Annotated in this window: 14 protein-coding genes; all 14 read right to left on the bottom strand. The window is 35.3% G+C overall.

The features are described from left to right. Window positions 1–95 precede the first annotated feature (95 nt). Window positions 96–413: a PTS cellobiose transporter subunit IIB gene (locus A9G09_RS08355; RefSeq protein ID WP_065634417.1), complete on the bottom strand. Its 318-nt coding sequence runs from the start codon at window positions 411–413 to the stop codon at window positions 96–98. A gap of 25 nt (window positions 414–438) precedes the next feature. After that, window positions 439–1,869: a 6-phospho-beta-glucosidase gene (locus tag A9G09_RS08350; RefSeq protein ID WP_065634394.1), complete on the bottom strand. Its 1,431-nt coding sequence runs from the start codon at window positions 1,867–1,869 to the stop codon at window positions 439–441. Window positions 1,870–2,049: 180 nt separating this feature from the next. Next, a complete protein-coding gene (locus tag A9G09_RS08345; protein ID WP_065634393.1) occupies window positions 2,050–2,388 on the bottom strand; it encodes a carboxymuconolactone decarboxylase family protein in 339 nt (112 codons plus the stop codon). Window positions 2,389–2,392: 4 nt separating this feature from the next. Next, on the bottom strand, window positions 2,393–2,590 hold the full coding sequence (locus A9G09_RS08340) for a hypothetical protein (RefSeq protein WP_065634392.1): 198 nt from the start codon (window positions 2,588–2,590) through the stop codon (window positions 2,393–2,395). A 22-nt stretch (window positions 2,591–2,612) separates the two neighbouring features. Further along, the gene (locus A9G09_RS08335; RefSeq protein ID WP_065634391.1) at window positions 2,613–3,143 is read right to left on the bottom strand and encodes an RNA polymerase sigma factor; all 531 of its coding nucleotides are present in this window, start codon (window positions 3,141–3,143) and stop codon (window positions 2,613–2,615) included. 259 nt (window positions 3,144–3,402) lie between these two features. Next, a complete protein-coding gene (locus A9G09_RS08330; RefSeq protein ID WP_065634416.1) occupies window positions 3,403–3,687 on the bottom strand; it encodes a YciI family protein in 285 nt (94 codons plus the stop codon). 127 nt (window positions 3,688–3,814) lie between these two features. Further along, window positions 3,815–4,042, bottom strand: a complete 228-nt coding sequence (locus A9G09_RS08325; protein ID WP_065634390.1) for a ChaB family protein — start codon at window positions 4,040–4,042, stop codon at window positions 3,815–3,817. A 209-nt stretch (window positions 4,043–4,251) separates the two neighbouring features. Beyond that, window positions 4,252–5,247 (bottom strand): MDR family oxidoreductase, encoded by a 996-nt coding sequence (locus A9G09_RS08320; protein ID WP_065634389.1) that lies wholly within the window; start codon window positions 5,245–5,247, stop codon window positions 4,252–4,254. A 255-nt stretch (window positions 5,248–5,502) separates the two neighbouring features. Next, on the bottom strand, window positions 5,503–6,108 hold the full coding sequence (locus A9G09_RS08315) for a TetR/AcrR family transcriptional regulator (RefSeq protein ID WP_065634388.1): 606 nt from the start codon (window positions 6,106–6,108) through the stop codon (window positions 5,503–5,505). Window positions 6,109–6,466: 358 nt separating this feature from the next. After that, a complete protein-coding gene (locus A9G09_RS08310; RefSeq protein WP_065634387.1) occupies window positions 6,467–11,098 on the bottom strand; it encodes an autotransporter outer membrane beta-barrel domain-containing protein in 4,632 nt (1,543 codons plus the stop codon). A 599-nt stretch (window positions 11,099–11,697) separates the two neighbouring features. After that, window positions 11,698–13,446, bottom strand: coding sequence for a biotin carboxylase N-terminal domain-containing protein (locus A9G09_RS08305; protein WP_081297525.1), 1,749 nt, complete (start codon window positions 13,444–13,446; stop codon window positions 11,698–11,700). Beyond that, window positions 13,439–15,037 carry an urea amidolyase family protein gene (locus A9G09_RS08300; RefSeq protein ID WP_065634385.1) on the bottom strand — a complete coding sequence of 533 codons (1,599 nt, stop codon included), beginning with the start codon at window positions 15,035–15,037 and terminating at the stop codon, window positions 13,439–13,441. The genes A9G09_RS08305 and A9G09_RS08300 overlap by 8 nt, the downstream gene beginning before the upstream one ends. 78 nt (window positions 15,038–15,115) lie before the next feature. After that, window positions 15,116–15,892 carry a LamB/YcsF family protein gene (locus tag A9G09_RS08295; RefSeq protein ID WP_065634415.1) on the bottom strand — a complete coding sequence of 259 codons (777 nt, stop codon included), beginning with the start codon at window positions 15,890–15,892 and terminating at the stop codon, window positions 15,116–15,118. Window positions 15,893–15,907: 15 nt separating this feature from the next. Continuing rightward, entirely contained in the window at window positions 15,908–17,143 is a 1,236-nt protein-coding gene (locus tag A9G09_RS08290; RefSeq protein WP_141671554.1) for an NRAMP family divalent metal transporter, read from the bottom strand. Window positions 17,144–17,190 lie beyond the last annotated feature (47 nt).

The following is a 17,190-nucleotide window of genomic DNA, read 5'->3' as shown; positions in this document are numbered from 1 at the left end:
TTTTATCTACGCGAAAAACTCACCGACCAAGGTAATAAGGCGCTGTTATTTAAGGCATAGCAAATACAGCGCCAACCAATATATACAAATTTAACTTAGTTAATATTATCCTCAATCAACTTCGCTAATTGTTCAATCCCTGATTGGATAGGGATATAGGCTTGAAAAGGGATACTGACCACAGGTTTACCTACTTCATCACCTAATTTTTTAAATTTATCAAACATCATCATGGTTTGCGGACTAATTAAAAAAAGTGCAAAGTCACTGTTTTTGATCATGTTAGTGCCTTCAGTGGCTGAAACTGCATCAACGGTAATAGCTTTATCTTCTTTTGCAAAAAATTCCGTGACTTTTTTTGCCATTAACGATGATGACATACCAGCAGCACAAATAATTAACGCTTTTTTCATAACTTCTCCTAATGAATTTGAATCGTTATAAGGTTTCACCATTTGACTCAATGACTTTTTTATACCAAGCAAATGAATCTTTTCGACTTCGTTTTAAGGTGCCATTACCTTTATTGTCTTTATCAACATAGATAAAGCCGTAACGTTTTTCCATTTCACCCGTTCCAGCGGACACTAAATCAATACAACCCCAAGGGGTATATCCCATCAAATCAACACCATCTTCTTCAACCGCTAACTTCATTTGTTTAATATGTTCTCGAAGATATTCAATGCGATAGCTGTCATGAACACTTCCATCAGCTTCAACTTTATCATATGCACCAAATCCATTTTCCACAATGAAAAGCGGTAAATGATACATATCAGTTAGCCAATTTAATGTGTAGCGCAAACCTTCCGGATCGATCTGCCAACCCCAATCAGATTTTTTAACGTATTGATTACCAATTAAATCGGTTTTTTCGTTATATTCATAGTTATCTGATTTTTTCCTAATCGCATTAGACATGTAATAACTAAAACCAATGTAATCAACAGTGCCGTTTTCTAACACTTCGAGATCTTGACTTGTCACGTCTAATTTAAAGCCTTTGCGTTGCCAGTATTTGATAATATGGTTAGGATATTGACCATGAACATGAACATCGGTAAAGAAATACTTACGTTCCATGACTTTTTGCGCCATTAAGATATCACCTGGTTTACAGGTTTCCGGATAGATTGGCACAACGGCAATCATACAACCAATTTGAAAATCAGGATTGATAGCATGACCGATTTGGACAGCTTTTGCACTAGCGACCAATTCATAATGTGCTGCTTGATACATAATTTGTTCGCGATCATCGCCAGCTTTATAGTAGATACCAGAATTAGTAAACGGTGCAAAGTCTTCATCAAAATTGGCTTGATTATTGATCTCATTAAAGGTCATCCAATATTTGACTTTATTTTTGTAACGATCAAAACAGACCTCTGCAAAGCGAACAAAGAAATCAATTAATTTACGATTACGAAAACCACCATACTCCGTAACTAAATAATAAGGTAACTCGAAGTGAGAAAGGGTAACAACCGGCTCAATATTATATTTCAAACATTCATCGAAAAGTTCATCATAAAACTTCAAGCCTTCTTCATTTGGCGCAAGCTCATCCCCTTTCGGAAAAATGCGAGTCCAAGCAATCGAAGTTCGAAAACATTTAAAACCCATTTCAGCAAATAGTTTAATATCGTCTTTATAATGATGATAAAAATCGATAGCTTCATGATTGGGATAATACTCACCTTCTATTATCCCTTCGGTAATTTTTCGATAACTCTTTGGGGAACCAACTGTCATGACATCAGCAACACTGATACCTTTTCCTCCGGCTTGCCATGCACCTTCTAATTGATGTGCAGCAACCGCACCACCCCATAAAAAATCCTTTGGTAAACCTTTATTATTCATGATCAAATACCTGTATTAAATGAGAGATTAAATTCAGTATAAAAGGAAAAAATTTGAATTACTAACCAACTTTTTCCGTATTGATAAGGAAAATAGATATGCATTGCTGGAATGTCCTAAACATAATTAGGACATATTTAGAACAGTATCAACTTATCTTAAAAGATAAAAATGAAGGGATTAAGAAGTGGTTTCATCAAACAAACGTATAGCTAAAAAGCCATGTCCCATTGTTGCGCCGGCTCTTACCTCAGCAGCAATAGAAATTAACTCTGCTAACTCTTCTTTGCTTACACCTAAGCGCTTAGCGTTCTTACTATGAACTTCAATGCAATACGCACATTGTGTCGTAAGTGCAACAGCTAATGCAATAAGTTCTCTTATTTTGACTGGAATATGCCCTTCAGTCCGCTTAATCGTTCTATGATCAAAATCAATAAAAGCTTGAGTTTCTTTAGGTGCATATTTCAATAAAGTAGTGACATATTTAAAATCATTAGATGATTGGTAATTACTCATATTGTTACGCCTTGTTATTTTTTAATTTATAAATTAATCCGCTAAACCAACATGCCGGACAGCCACGCAATAAAAATACAACACAAGCCAAACAAGCAAGCTTAGCAAATAAAGGAAAATGAAATAAAAAAAGTGCTAAAACTAGCATCAAGGCACACACGCCTCTTATTAAATGCAAACTTACAGAATTACGACAATACATAAACTCTCCTTTTTTAAATCTATTAATTTAGATAGGTTTTTGAATCCAACTTTTCTTTTATAATCATTCTTGCTCGATGCAATCTGCTTTTTACTGCCTCAATAGTGATACCCAATTTTTCAGCAACTTCGGGTGCACTATATTCTTCAATATCGCGCAAAATTAATACTTGACGATAGATGAATGGTAACGAACCAATAGCATTGGTTAAATCAATATGCAGACTCAAATCTGTATTTTGCATAGCGATGTTTTCTAGATTAAATTCACTATTAATACTTTTTGATTGTCTAGCTCTAAATAATCGATAACACTCCCTTTCAATAATTCGAAATAACCAGCTGGCGAAAGTCGCTATTGTTTTCAATGTGCCAATTTTTCTATACATTAGCCAAAGAGCGATTTGCACAGCATCTTCAACATCTTCAGCTGAAGAACAAGTTCGCCTAGCAAGCCTTTTAATATCAGGTTGGCAAAGGATAAGTAGTTGTTCTAAAGCTTGTTTATTGCCCATACAAGCCGCTTGAATGAGTTTTTCGTTTTTTGGGTTCATATAATTTAATTATTGTTAATTTTTTAATTTTGTTATGCTAAAAGTATCATTTCCTAAGACTTTTAAATAACATTTATTTGATTATATAGAGGATGAATAGTGGCAAAAGGATTCATAAAAATTTGCAATTTTAGATATTGATTAAATCTGCGTGCGGATTATGACGATCAATTAGTCGAGCAAATTCCTATCATATTTATGAAATTTTGAAGATATCACTAAATTGAATATTTAAGCTTGAATATTCAATTGGTAAGTATTAAATAAATGCTTCAAATCCGTTGGCATATTTAGTTGGTACAAATTCAATTATGTCGTACTCGGCAATTTGATAAATATAAAACGGATCTTTTTGCATTATTGCTAGTGCTTGTTCTTTACTTTCTGCACGACAAAGAATAATACCACCAGTACGTGGGACTTTGCGGCCAGAAGCAATAAAATGTCCTGATTGATAATGACGTTCTAAATAATCGATATGTTGTGGTAAGTATTTTTCTACTTCACTAATAGATTTCAGGTAGGTAAGAGAGAAAATAAATATTTTAATGTCTCCATTTAAAAAATAATAAGCCAACCATATATGTTGGCTTTGATTATACTAGTTTTTATTGAGCATCAATCATACACTATTATGAGAATGTTAAAAAAAGTATACATCGTTAAAATTACTATTTTGCAACCCATTTGCCGTTTTCATCTTTATGATAAAGCTTTTCAACCGCCGACCAAGCAACACGGAAAGCAACTTGCTCAGGTGTACTATTATCTCGTCGCTTTTTAGGATCTTGATACTCTTTTATGGCACTATTAAATGCTTCTTTAAAAATATCTTGAGCATGAACGGGTAAAACATGTCGAACGGATTCTGGTAGGTCATCTCGTGTTTGATAAGGCATATCACATTCCCCCATAAATTAATTATACATTATGGATAATTCTAAACGGTTATTGCGAACTCAACTTTCAAAACAGCTAAGATTGAATTTAGTCTTATTTTATAGGAAATACAAGAATTATTAATCAATGAATTGTATTAATTTTTATCTAAATCAATTTCGGGGTTAATAAAGCGGTGTAAAATTACACCACTTTATTGAATATCGATTTAGTTATTTACATCAACTACAAAGCGACCTTTAATTTTATTTGCGATCATCTTATTTGCCACTTCAGCACATTCATTTAATGTAATAGTCTGAGCTATATGAGAATACAGTTTTTCATCCATGTTTTCTGCTATCAATTGCCAAGCAGCAATTCGTTTATCATAGCTTGCCATCACACTATCCACACCTGCTAATGTGACGCCTCTTAAAATAAACGGAGCAACCGTTGCGGGTAAATCCATGCCTTGAGCAAGACCACAACAAGCGACAATGCCGCCATATTTAGTTTGCGCACAAATATTGGCTAATGTATAAGAACCAACTACGTCGATCGCCGCTGACCATAGCTCCTTTTGTAATGGTCGATTTGGCTCTTTCAAAGATTGGCTATCAATAATTTCTACTGCACCAAGTTTATGCAAATAATCTTTATCTGCCACTTTACTCGTAGAGGCAGTCACCTGATAACCTAATTTACTCAATATCGCGATAGCAACTGAACCAACACCGCCTGTTGCACCAGTAACTAAAACTTTTTCATCTTCAGGTTTAACACCAAAATCAACAATACGTTTTACACACAATGCCGCTGTATATCCTGCGGTGCCAATAATCATCGATTGATAGGGTGTGATATTTTGGGGTAAAGGAATTAACCATTCCGATTTTAAATAAGCATATTGAGCAAAACATCCCCAATGGGTTTCACCACATCCCCAACCATTTAAAATAACCAAATCGCCGGATTGATAACGACCACTCTGACATTCAATTACCTCCCCTACTCCATCGATACCAGGAACCATTGGCCATTGTCTAACAATAGGACCTTTATTGGTTAATGCTAGTGCATCTTTATAATTGATACTTGAATAGTGAATTTGAACTAGAGTATCACCTTGTTGTTGCAGCAACTGTTGTTTTGTTATGGTTTTTAATGAATGTGAAAACCCATTTATCTCATCTTTTTCTAAAATAATGGCGCTCAATGACATACATATTCCTTATTAAATTTTTGTAAATCGGATTGGGTAATTCACTACAAAAAAGCTTAGTAATAAAGTTAACTTATTGAATTACTGTTTATAGACAAATAGTCTAAAGATTATAGACCGATCGTCTAGTTAATTGCAACAGATTACAATCAGATATTTTGGTCCTAGATAGGGCTTTTGTTTTAACGGATTAATTATGTTCGATAATTCAAAAAATGCGTAATATTTGTCTTACTATCAATAATCTTGTAGGTATTAGTGGACAATTTTATCGAGAAACAGTTGAATAAAACAATCTAACGGATCAGATCGTTTAATTAACTTACTACGTGTAACCGCCCCTTCCCAACCAATCCAAAAAAATTCAGCTAATGCCTTGCAGTCACTATTTGATTTTAGTTCACCACATTGCTGAGCAAGAAGTAGACATTCTTCAAGTTTAGCTTGCCAATTTAGCAAAATTTGTTCAAGAACTTTTGCGTATCCCTTTGGCAGTAAGGATTCTTCTTGAATTAATTCCCCAATTAAACAGCCTCGATTGTAATCATATTTTGCCATACCTTGCTTCGCATCTTCATAAAACGCTTGGATTCTAGCTAAAGGTGATGAAATTGCATTATTAGTTAGATGTTTGTCTAATTTATGCATAAAAAAATTGTTGTATGAGGTAATAATGGCATGACCAAAATCCGCTTTACTTTTAAAGTAGTAATAGAAAGAACCTTTTGGTACCCCGACCTGTTTTAATATACTTTCAATATTTGATGATAAATAACCATATGTTGTCATTAACTCCATACCACTACGAATTAATGCTGTTTTAGTATCATTTCCTTTTTTCAAAAGTGTTTGAGATGACATATAAATAACGATTATTGAATTTTTACAAAATTATAGTTCTTTAATAATAAGCAGTCAGTGAAACAAAAGCAACTCGATTATATAGTTAGTAAACTATACGACTATAATAGTTTAATAATGCTTGGAATAGTTAATGACAACTAAAAGTAGAAAAAATCACAATATTGATGCCTTATTTATTAACAATAAGATAAATAAATTCTATTTATTAAAACTAAGTTTGATAAATACTTAATGTTTCAATCATTTTAATATCATTAGTGTTAATTACATTTTTTGAATAATCTCAATAAAAAACCGATACCCTACTTAAATAAGATATCGGTTTGTATAAAATAAAATTAGGATCTAACTTAAACTACCAATTAGCTCTAAGACCTAAAGATCCCGTAATAGGTGCTTTGACATTGGCATCACCGCTGTTAGACCAAGTATGACCAATTTCAGTATATGCACTTATTTGACTATTGATCTCGTAACTTCCACCAATAGCAAGCTCTGTGCTTGTATAGCCTGCACCACTTTTAATTTTTGTTGAAGCACTTGGACTTGCAAAAATAGTGTGATCATCACCATCTGGCGAATAGAACAAATTGACACGGGTATAAGGTCGTAATGTACCTAAGTCAGTCTGAAAATTATTCTCTAATCGTGCACCAACTCGGAATAACCAAGAATCATTATCGTCCTGTTTAACCGTTGTTTGTCCACTTATATGGCTGTTATTGATATTTAACCATTGATGAATAATTTGTGCTTGAGGTTCTAATTTCCAATCATAATAATTTAAATTAAATGGTTTTCCCGCTTCGATTGAAGCGCTAATACCATAACCTTTTTGACTACTATTTTTACTTTCGTCAGGTTTAATATCCACTTCATGACGCCCACCTTGTAGAATCAAATCTAAATAAGTGCCATCATTTTGCATGTAATTACCATAAGCGCCAATAAAGTAAGAGTTGAGATTATTTTTACCAACTTGGCTATAGTCACCACTAGCAAAGCCATTCATATGTAACCGTCCATATAAATAACCAAAGTAGCCCCCTGCTCGCCAATTAGTATCTTCACTCAACCAAACATCACTTCCAACTTGCAAACCTGTATAATTCCCTTTACTACGTGCATCAACGTCGCCATCTTGTTTAATATCTGAACGTGCCGCAATTAATCTTCCCCAACTGGTGTAATCATCAGGTAATAATGTATTACCTATACGTTGGTGCATATTACCTTGCATTATAAGGTCTGCTTGGCGTAATTGAGCGGCAACTGCGGCAAACATTGGTACTTCTTTACGATAAGTTAGTTTATGATTAACCGGTTTATCCGGATTAGTCGGATTAACGGGCTTATCGGGATTTGTTGGGTTAACCGGTTTATCCGGGTTTGTTGGGTTTACCGGCTTATCTGGGTTAGTCGGATTAACCGGTTTATCCGGGTCTGTTGGGTTTACCGGCTTATCTGGGTTAGTCGGATTAACCGGTTTATCCGGGTTTGTTGGGTTTACCGGCTTATCTGGGTCTGTTGGGCTCGTTGGTTTATAAGAGCGCAAATACCAGTTTTCGTTTTCTTGATTAAGGCCGCCTTTATATAAATAATATTCAAAAGCACCGACATCTAAATGATTGCCTTCTAAGTTAAACGCATCATTTGAACTTATACCCTTGACATTAACAATCTCAATACCATTAGTCATACCGGTGTTAGCACCTAATCCACCAACATTATTTATGTTTACTGATGTATGCCCTGAAGCATTGCCTCCAATGAACAATTTATCGGTCGGACTATTACTATCTTGAACGACTGTATCAAGTAACAATCTGCCATTTTCACCATGGTAATCGCCTGTAATAGTTAAATTATCCCCAGCAAAACCATTATTTAGTGTAATAGTACCAGCATTATACACACTTCCTCGCACTGTAGCTTGATGCAAGGATGGCACTAAATCTAATACAGATCCGGAACTTAGGGTTAATTTATCAGTATTAAGATCACCTGTCAGTGATAAAATACCTGTTTGACCAACATTAATATTTTCCCAATCTAAAATAGCTACATTGTTGATACTGCCTGTTGAGTCAGAAGAACCAGTAAGATGCGTACTAAAATTAAGGACGTCTTTCTCTGACAAGTCCCCATCTCGGGTAGCTTTATGCCCACCATCAAGTACAGTTATATCAGAAATATCAGCACCTTGGTTAATATTCAACGTGTCATTACCTGTTCCAAGCAAAATTTTACCACTAACCTTAGAACCATCATTAAGATTGATAGTTGAATTCGTTACTTCGTTTCTGATAGCCGTACCAAGTGTAGAATAAACATTAGCACCATTATTAAGGTTAATATACGTTGCCGTACCTGATTGACCTGTAGTGTAAATACCGGCATCTTTGTTATTATTTTGATCGTTACCATCAGCGTAAACTTTATTAGCTATATCAATAACTGTATTATCGGTGCCGTTATTATTTACATAAATACCATTATCTCGTCCATGAATGGCTCCTTGGTTTTGTTTGATACTTACACCTGAGCTTGTTGTCCCATTATCAACCTCAATACCCGCTTTTGCTTTACCTACTACAATCCCCGATGTAACGATTACAACATTGCCTTTACCTGAATTATTTAACTTAATACCATTATTAGCACCTTGGATAATACTATCTGTTGATTGTGTCAGATCTATGCCTGTCGTATTATTTTGATTAGAGACATCTATCGCATCATCTAACGTCGAGTTAATTTTACCATTTAAAACTAAAGTAGATGATCCCTCGCCATTATTTATCAAATTCACGCCTTTACTATGACCTTTTATATCACCAGATTGTGTTACTGTAAATTTTAACAATCTGGTTTTAAGACCATTATTAATCAAAATCGCTTCAGCATTATAGCCATTTACTTCACCAGCAATTTCGATATCTGTTAACCCTTGACCATTATTGAGTGCATTAATACCATTATAAAAACCCGTAATACTGCCATCAGACTGTTTAATGTTTAAATCATTAGTTGTATCGTTATTAACGACCAATAAAGCATGTTGAGAATCACCCACAATGACACTAGATGTCTCAATATAGGTCGAAGCCAATCCATTATTAATTAAATAAACACCATTTGTCTTGCCATTTATGCTCCCACCAGACTGTATAAAATTTAATTCATCTGTCTGATTACCATTTTCTGCAAATACCGCTTCATTAGTATTAGCTGACACAGTACCGGATAAACCGATATTGGTTGTTCCTTTACCATTATTCTTGAGATTAATACCCTTTCCATTACCAGTAATAGTACCATTATATTGATTTATCGTAAGAGAATTGGCTGTATTACCATTAGTGATTGAAACACCATCATTTTGATAACTCAAAATATAACTGCTCAAATCTATCTGAGTAGAACCTCGACCATTATTTATGACATTTATACCGTTATTGTGACCACGGATATATCCTATAGACTGTGTAAGATTGATATTTGTAGCACTTTCTTCTTGATTGATAGCCTTAATGCCATCTTCTTGTTGACCAGTAACATCACCTGATATATTCATAATAATAGAGCTGTTACCTTTGTTGACAAAATTTAGCCCATTATTATGCCCTTTAATTGAACCTGATGTTTGATCTAATTTTAAAAGATCCGAACCCGTTTCATTTATCGCAATAATGCCATCTTTCTGTTGTCCTTCCACACCATTTCTGGTTGTAATGGTTGTCGCTCCTTTACCTTTATTTAATAAATTTAAACCATTAACATTTCCCCAAATACTTCCTCCACCCTGTGTTATGGATAATTTAGTTGAGTCTGGGTTTAAATTTTGAACCACAATCCCATCTTGTTGTTCACCAATTATTTTACCAGAAAGGTTAAAAGTACTTTCTCCTCTACCCTTATTAATAACGGTAATCCCATTATTATGACCGGTAATTTCACTTTGTTCGAACTGAGTGATAAATACATCTGATCCTGTTTCAGCTGTTTCAGAGTAAATTGCATCACTATTACTTCCTATTACTTTTCCCTTTGACAAAATACTGGTTTTCTCTGAACCAGAATTATAAACAGAAATACCATAAGTATTACCAGAAATTATACTTTTTTCTTCTAATTGGTTTATGGTAATTATTTTGCTTTGATTACTATTTTTAACAAAAATACCTTCGCCATTGACCCCTTTTACCGAACCTGAAACCAGAATTTCGGTATTACCTATACCTTGATTATCGACATTTATACCACGATTACCACCCGTAATAACCCCTTCAGGTTTAGCATTATTTATTGAAATGTCGGTTGCCTGATTACCATTAATCACCGATATCCCATCTTCTTGGTTACCATTAACGGCACCTGAAGTATTAACATTCGTTGTACTTTTACCATTATTAACAACTAAAATCCCAGTTTTTCCACCTGTAATACTGCCATTGGTTAATTGTGTGATAATAATATCTGTCGAGTTTTCAGCATTTTCAGCCACAATACCATAATCTGTACTGCCCAGTATGGTTCCAGCAGTATTTATTGATAAAGTATTTGTACCTTGATGTACCAAGTTTAGACCACTAGTGCTGCCTGTAATTTTACCTGCTGTTTGTCCAAAGATTAAACTGTCTGTATCAGTCGCAGAAGTATATTCATATCCATTGCCACTATTATTTGTAACATCGCTATTTTGGCTCAAATGGATTGAACGCCCACGCGTGCTAATGCTTGAAAAGCTCTGAATATAATTAGCAGTATCAGTGTTAAATAAAGTTGAAGAATGAGTGGTAGAACAAGACTGATTAATTTGATCATTCTTACTACAGTTCGCATAAATAGGCGAAATCATAGCCGCAGTTATACCCGTTGTAATGATATTAATCAAAAATGTTTTACGTTTAGATTGTGCCTTCCTTAAGCTGTCAATATCATGTTGACGCGATGTGTTCCAAATTAACTTAGATACTTTGTTCATATTTCCTCTCACAAAAGCAATTATTGGCTTTCATCCAATTTTTTTATAGAAAAACATGAAAAACTTAATTAATTGGTTATTTTTATAGTGTTGCACTTAAATTTTAAAAACTAGTTTATTTATTGACTAAGTAATTTGAATAACACAATAATTCTCTAAAACCAGAATGACTTGTTGAATAAATAACGCTAAAAATTATTTTTAAAAATTTAAGATGGAAAAAAGAAAAGCTTTTGGTAACTCGATACCTTTTTTACATTCAATTGTATACATACCGAATTATCAATTTATATTTCACCACATGGAGAATAAAACAGCAATCAAATTATAAAAATTTACATAATATTGAGTAAAATCAATTTTAAGACAAAATAACCAAAATAACGTATATTAATGATTAATATTGGCTTTTAATATGTTGATATATTTGATTCAAATTTACCTATTACAGTAATCATCAAATCAAAACAGCTTGAAATGATTTTGAAATTATATATAAACAAATTGGCAAGTATTTCACATTAATATACTCACCAATATATGTTATGTGTTGATAAAATAATTGATCTGTAGAAGCTTATTAATAACTTCACCTTGGTTTAACTTATTTCAGCAATTTTATTCCCTGCATTAATGTATTCTCCTTCTTTAAGTTTATGTGTTAAAACACCCGACCGATGTGCTGTGATAGGAACCTCCATTTTCATAGCTTCCATAACTGCTATCACTTCACCTTGATTGACATTTTGATGATCATCGATTAACCATTTAAATAAACTTCCTGATACAGGTGACTCAACACTTAAAGTGGAATTTGGTTCTAGTGTCGAAGAGGGTTCTGCCAAAGAAAGTTTAGTTGATGTTGATAATCCAGCAAAAAGATTTGTAGGCAAACCAAGTTTGCAGCGTTTACCATCTATTTCAATAAAAGTATGAGTGATACTTGGTTCTAAATGTGGTATTTGTCTTTTGGCAGGTTGTAACGTTGTAGAGAATTCGGTTTCAATCCAACGAGTATGTACTTTGAAATCTGTTGTAAAATCAGGACTTTCAAGCATTTCTCGATGAAATGGTAGAACGGATGCAACGCCATCAATGACAAACTCAGCTAATGCTCTTTTAGCCCTAGCAATTGCTTGTTCTCGATTTTCACCGACAATAATTAATTTAGCCATCAAGGAATCAAATGTTGCAGGGATAGTCGATCCTGTTTTTACTCCACTATCTAAGCGTACACCGGGTCCAGACGGGGCATCAAATCGAGTAATCGTCCCTGCAGCAGGTAAAAAACCATTTGCCACATCCTCTGCATTGATACGAAATTCAATAGCATGGGCACGAGGAATCGGCATTTGCTCAATGCTAAGTGGTAAACCTTGTGCAATGCGTAGTTGTTCAATGACCAGATCAATGCCGGTTGTTTCTTCGGTAACAGGATGCTCAACCTGTAGGCGAGTATTAACCTCAAGAAAAGATAATTTGCCATCTTGGCTTAATAAAAACTCAACTGTACCCACACCAACATAGTTTGCCTTAGCACAAATATCAATTGAAGCTTTTATTATTTGTTGCTCTAACTGTTTACTAATAAAAGGCGCTGGCGATTCTTCAATTAACTTTTGGTTGCGGCGTTGTAATGAACAATCTCGAGTCCCCACCACCACAATATTACCCAAGCTATCAGCAATAATTTGCGCTTCAACGTGACGTGGATTATGTAAAAATTGTTCTAAAAAACACTCGCCCCGCCCAAATGCGGCTTCTGCTTCACGCACAGCAGAATGATAAAGTTCTTCAACTTCATCCATTTGCCACGCAACTTTTAAACCTCGACCACCGCCACCAAAAGCCGCTTTTATTGCAATCGGTAGGCCATGAGCATGTGCAAACTCGACCACTTCTTTAGCGTTTTTAACGGGCTCTTTAGTACCCATCACCAAAGGTGCCCCAACTTCAATAGCAAGTTTTCTGGCTTTGACTTTATCACCTAATATTTCGATAGTTTCTGGATTCGGCCCAATCCAAATTAAACCCGCATCTTGTACTGCTTTAGCAAATTCAACGCGTTCAGACAAAAAACCATAACCAGGATGAACCATAGTTGCACCAGATTTTTTGGCGATAGCAATAATTTTATCAATGTCCAGATAAGTTTCACTTGGTTTATTACCAAATAGACCATATGCCTCATCAGCCATTTGGGTATGAAGCGACTCAAGATCAGCATCGGCATATATCGCAACCGACAAAAATCCGATATCACGACAAGCACGTATTATACGCACAGCAATTTCGCCACGATTAGCGATCAATACTTTATGCACTATTTTTTTATTATGTTCAGACATGATCAACATGACTCCCTTCGAATTCTTTAAATATCCCAATAGGATTAAATTTTATTTTAGCATTGACAGGAATTTGACCTGCCAAATCTAAATGATAGTTACAAACAGCACCTATGACTGGATAACCTCCCGTTAAAGGGTGATCATTTAAAAACAGCACGGGTTGTCCATTTGCCGGAATCTGTATAGCGCCAATACAGGTTCCTTCACTCGGTAATTCTTGATGTTTTTCACGTGCTAATGGTGTATCACCTAATAAACGCAGTCCTATCCGATTAGAAGCTGGTGTCACTTGCCATAATTGTGAAGTAAGTAGTGATATTGCTTGCTTTGTAAACCAATCCGTACGTGGTCCTAGTACAATATCTAACTCAACAACATCATTAGAAGAAGGATAATGTAAAGCAGGTGTTTGAGTTAAAGAAACAGGATTTAATTTTTGCTGATGTTTAATTGCTAACGTATCACCAACTTTAAGCGGTGCAGGTCCGACTTGTGCAAGAGTATCAAAAGAACAACTAGTTAAAATAGGTGATACTTCAAACCCACCTCTCACCGCAAAATAACTTCGTACACCGTTTTTAACATGACCTAAACAAATCGTATCACCATGCTCTAACTGAATAGGTTGATACATTGAGGCTTGATATTTTTCACCTGTTGAGGTTGATATTGTGATCTCACAGGCCGCACCTGTTACTGCAACTAGCATTGGACTATTTATTTGAGCACTAAACCCACCTTGAGTAATTTCTAACGCAGCCTCATTAATTGGATTGCCTAAAACACGATTAGCACTATGTAGAGCGGTTTTATCCATTGCTCCTGATTCTGAAATACCTAAAGCTGCTTGCCCCATTCGACCATTGTCTTGCAAAAGCGTTTGTAAACCGGCCGATAATATTTTGATGTCGGATGTTGGGTAAATAACACTATTTGGTCTTTTAGCCGCAGGCAAATGATATTGTACTGCGGTTTTACTCGCATCTACAAAATTAACACGAGTGCCCGGCTTAAAAAGAGCTGGTTGCTCACGATAAATATCCCATACAGCAACATCGGTGATGCCAATTAATTGCCAACCACCTGGACTTGCTTGTGGATAAATACTACTAAACTCGCCAGCTAAAGCAACAGAACCTGCTGGAATACGAACTCGAGGGGACTGTCGACGTGGTACATCCAGTTGGGCTGTTTTCGATACCATATAAGCAAAGCCTGGAGCAAATCCACAAAACGCAACTTGATATTCATTACTGGTATGACGTGTAATAACTTCATCAACCGTTATACCCAAATATTGAGCAACTTGATCTAAATCTTCACCATTATAACGAACAGGAATGGTTATTTGTTCACCGGATGTTATTACATCCGATGTTATATCGAGTTTTACAATGTGGTTAGCAATAGTGTTCGCATCAATTGTTATTGGATTATAATGAATCAAAATGGTGCGCGCTGCGGGAATAATCTCTTCTATATTTCCTTGAGCTAACAAACTTTGCAGCGAATTAGTCAGAGCCATTGTTTGCTCAAGAGAAGCAAGTTCAACAATTAGTGCATCAATATTAACAGGTAAAAAACGCATTAAACACCTCGGTAAATGGCAAATACTTCAAGACTAAATAGAGATATTTTGTCTGAATGTAAAACGTTGTAAACAAATTTACACATCTTTCACCTTTGCAAATGAGGTTATTGTAATGCCATTTTGTTGTAATCTTTCTTTAACTTTTTGCGCCATAGCTAAAGCTCCAGAACTGTCACCATGCACACAAATTGAGCCAGCATCAATACGAACAAATTGACCATCAATTGAGGTAATCCCGCCTTCATTGACCAATTGTAACATTCGTTCAGCAATTAAATCAGGATCATGTAATACTGCACCTTCTTGTTTTCGAGAAACTAATGTTCCATCAGCATGATAAGCACGATCAGCAAAAGCTTCAGCTACTACATTTAAGCCTTTATCTTTTGCCCAATTAATTAGCTGTGAACCGGCAAGTGCTACCAATGTCAATGTTGGGTCAATAAGACAAATTGCTTCAATAACTGCCATTGCTTGACGTTTATCATGTGCAATAGTGTTATATAACGCACCGTGAGGTTTAACATAACTCACTTTACTACCAATTGACGTCGCTAACCCTTTTAAAGCACCAATCTGGTAAATGACATCGGCAATTAATTCTTCGGTAGCAACGTCCATATTTCGACGACCAAAACCAACTAAGTCTGGATAACCAACGTGCGCACCAATGGCCACATTATTTAATTTAGCAGCTTTTAAAGTTTTTAAGATTCCCTCAGGGGAACCTGCATGAAAACCACAGGCAATATTTGCACTACTTACGATTTTTAGAATTGCTTCGTCATTACCCATTTTCCATTGACCAAAACTTTCGCCAAGGTCACTATTTAAATCAATTAACTTGTCGATGATCATATTGCCCTTCTATTTTAAATAATTGAAGATAGTTGCTACTGACATTGCCCCCATATACCACGTAATAGCACAGACTACTACACCAGACCATAATAACCATCGAGGAAAATGATAACCAGACATCAGATCAGATCGTCGCCATCCAATATAAACAAAAATAGTTAAGCCCAGTGGTAATACTAAGCCATTAAATCCTCCTGCAAAGACTAACAATGACACCGGAGCTGTTCCCATAATTAAATAAACAGCAAGCGAAGTGACAATAAATATAATGGTGGCAATTTTACGTTGTCTTTCCGTTATATTACGTTTGAAGGGGGTAATAAATGTCATCGAAGTATAAGCAGCACCGATAATACTTGTTATTGCAGCCGCCCATAAAATTAAACCAAAAATGCGTAGCCCTAATTCCCCTAACGCCGCTTGAAACGCCTGTGATGCAGGGTTAGCCGCATAACTTGAAATATCAATAGTCACACCACTTGCAACAACACCTAAAATAGCTAAAAACAAAATGTAACGCATTAAGCCAACAACCATTATGCCTTTGGTTGCAGCACCAGAAACATAGTCAATATGTTCAACGCCCACCATTCCTTTGTCTAGTAATCGATGAGCACCAGCATAAGAAATATAACCACCAACCGTGCCCCCTACGATAGTGGTAATCGAGGCAAAATCAATACTACTAGGAAAAACCGTTTCTTTTAACGCTTCGCCTACGGGTGGATGTGAAGCAAACACCACAAATAATGTCAAAATAATCATTAATAAACCAAAACCAATCATTAAACGATCAATAAAGTGACTGGCTTGTCGGGATGAAAATATATAAACTGACATTAACGCACTGATTGCCCCTCCCCATTTAGGATCGAGTCCAACCAATGCGTTTAAACCTAATCCTGCTCCAGCAATATTACCAATATTAAAAACTAATCCACCAAATATAATAAGTACTGCTAACACATAGCCACTAAATGGAATAGTTGCATTAGCAATATCTGACGAATTCATTTTAGTTAATGCAACGACGCGCCAAATATTTTGTTGCACCACAAAATCGATAATAATAGAAGCTAAAATACCAAAAGCAAAAGCGGTACCTAAAGTAACGGTAAAGGTGGCTGTTTGAGTAATAAATCCAGGACCTATTGCCGAAGTAGCCATTAGAAAAATGGCACTTATTAACGAAGATCGCCGATTTTTTACAAAAGCAACTGTACTACTGCTATGATTTTCCATATGCATATTTCCTCTAAACTTATTTCTATAATTATTGATTTAATTAT

Origin of the sequence: Gilliamella sp. wkB292 (assembly GCF_001690235.1) — a bacterium.
In the GTDB taxonomy this organism is placed as follows: Bacteria; Pseudomonadota; Gammaproteobacteria; order Enterobacterales; family Orbaceae; genus Gilliamella; species Gilliamella apicola_F.
The sequence above is the reverse complement of the archived record's forward strand: the minus strand, read 5'-3'. Positions and strand labels throughout refer to the sequence as shown.

What these genes read in the sequence shown, in the direction of transcription:
- A9G09_RS08310 (WP_065634387.1), bottom strand. Translation starts at nt 11,098, where the DNA reads ATGAACAAAGTATCTAAGTTAATTTGGAACACATCGCGTCAACATGAT.
- A9G09_RS08355 (WP_065634417.1), bottom strand. Translation starts at nt 413, where the DNA reads ATGAAAAAAGCGTTAATTATTTGTGCTGCTGGTATGTCATCATCGTTA.
- A9G09_RS08325 (WP_065634390.1), bottom strand. Translation starts at nt 4,042, where the DNA reads ATGCCTTATCAAACACGAGATGACCTACCAGAATCCGTTCGACATGTT.
- A9G09_RS08350 (WP_065634394.1), bottom strand. Translation starts at nt 1,869, where the DNA reads ATGAATAATAAAGGTTTACCAAAGGATTTTTTATGGGGTGGTGCGGTT.
- A9G09_RS08345 (WP_065634393.1), bottom strand. Translation starts at nt 2,388, where the DNA reads ATGAGTAATTACCAATCATCTAATGATTTTAAATATGTCACTACTTTA.
- A9G09_RS08335 (WP_065634391.1), bottom strand. Translation starts at nt 3,143, where the DNA reads ATGAACCCAAAAAACGAAAAACTCATTCAAGCGGCTTGTATGGGCAAT.
- A9G09_RS08320 (WP_065634389.1), bottom strand. Translation starts at nt 5,247, where the DNA reads ATGTCATTGAGCGCCATTATTTTAGAAAAAGATGAGATAAATGGGTTT.
- A9G09_RS08340 (WP_065634392.1), bottom strand. Translation starts at nt 2,590, where the DNA reads ATGTATTGTCGTAATTCTGTAAGTTTGCATTTAATAAGAGGCGTGTGT.
- A9G09_RS08315 (WP_065634388.1), bottom strand. Translation starts at nt 6,108, where the DNA reads ATGTCATCTCAAACACTTTTGAAAAAAGGAAATGATACTAAAACAGCA.
- A9G09_RS08290 (WP_141671554.1), bottom strand. Translation starts at nt 17,143, where the DNA reads ATGGAAAATCATAGCAGTAGTACAGTTGCTTTTGTAAAAAATCGGCGA.
- A9G09_RS08305 (WP_081297525.1), bottom strand. Translation starts at nt 13,446, where the DNA reads ATGTCTGAACATAATAAAAAAATAGTGCATAAAGTATTGATCGCTAAT.
- A9G09_RS08300 (WP_065634385.1), bottom strand. Translation starts at nt 15,037, where the DNA reads ATGCGTTTTTTACCTGTTAATATTGATGCACTAATTGTTGAACTTGCT.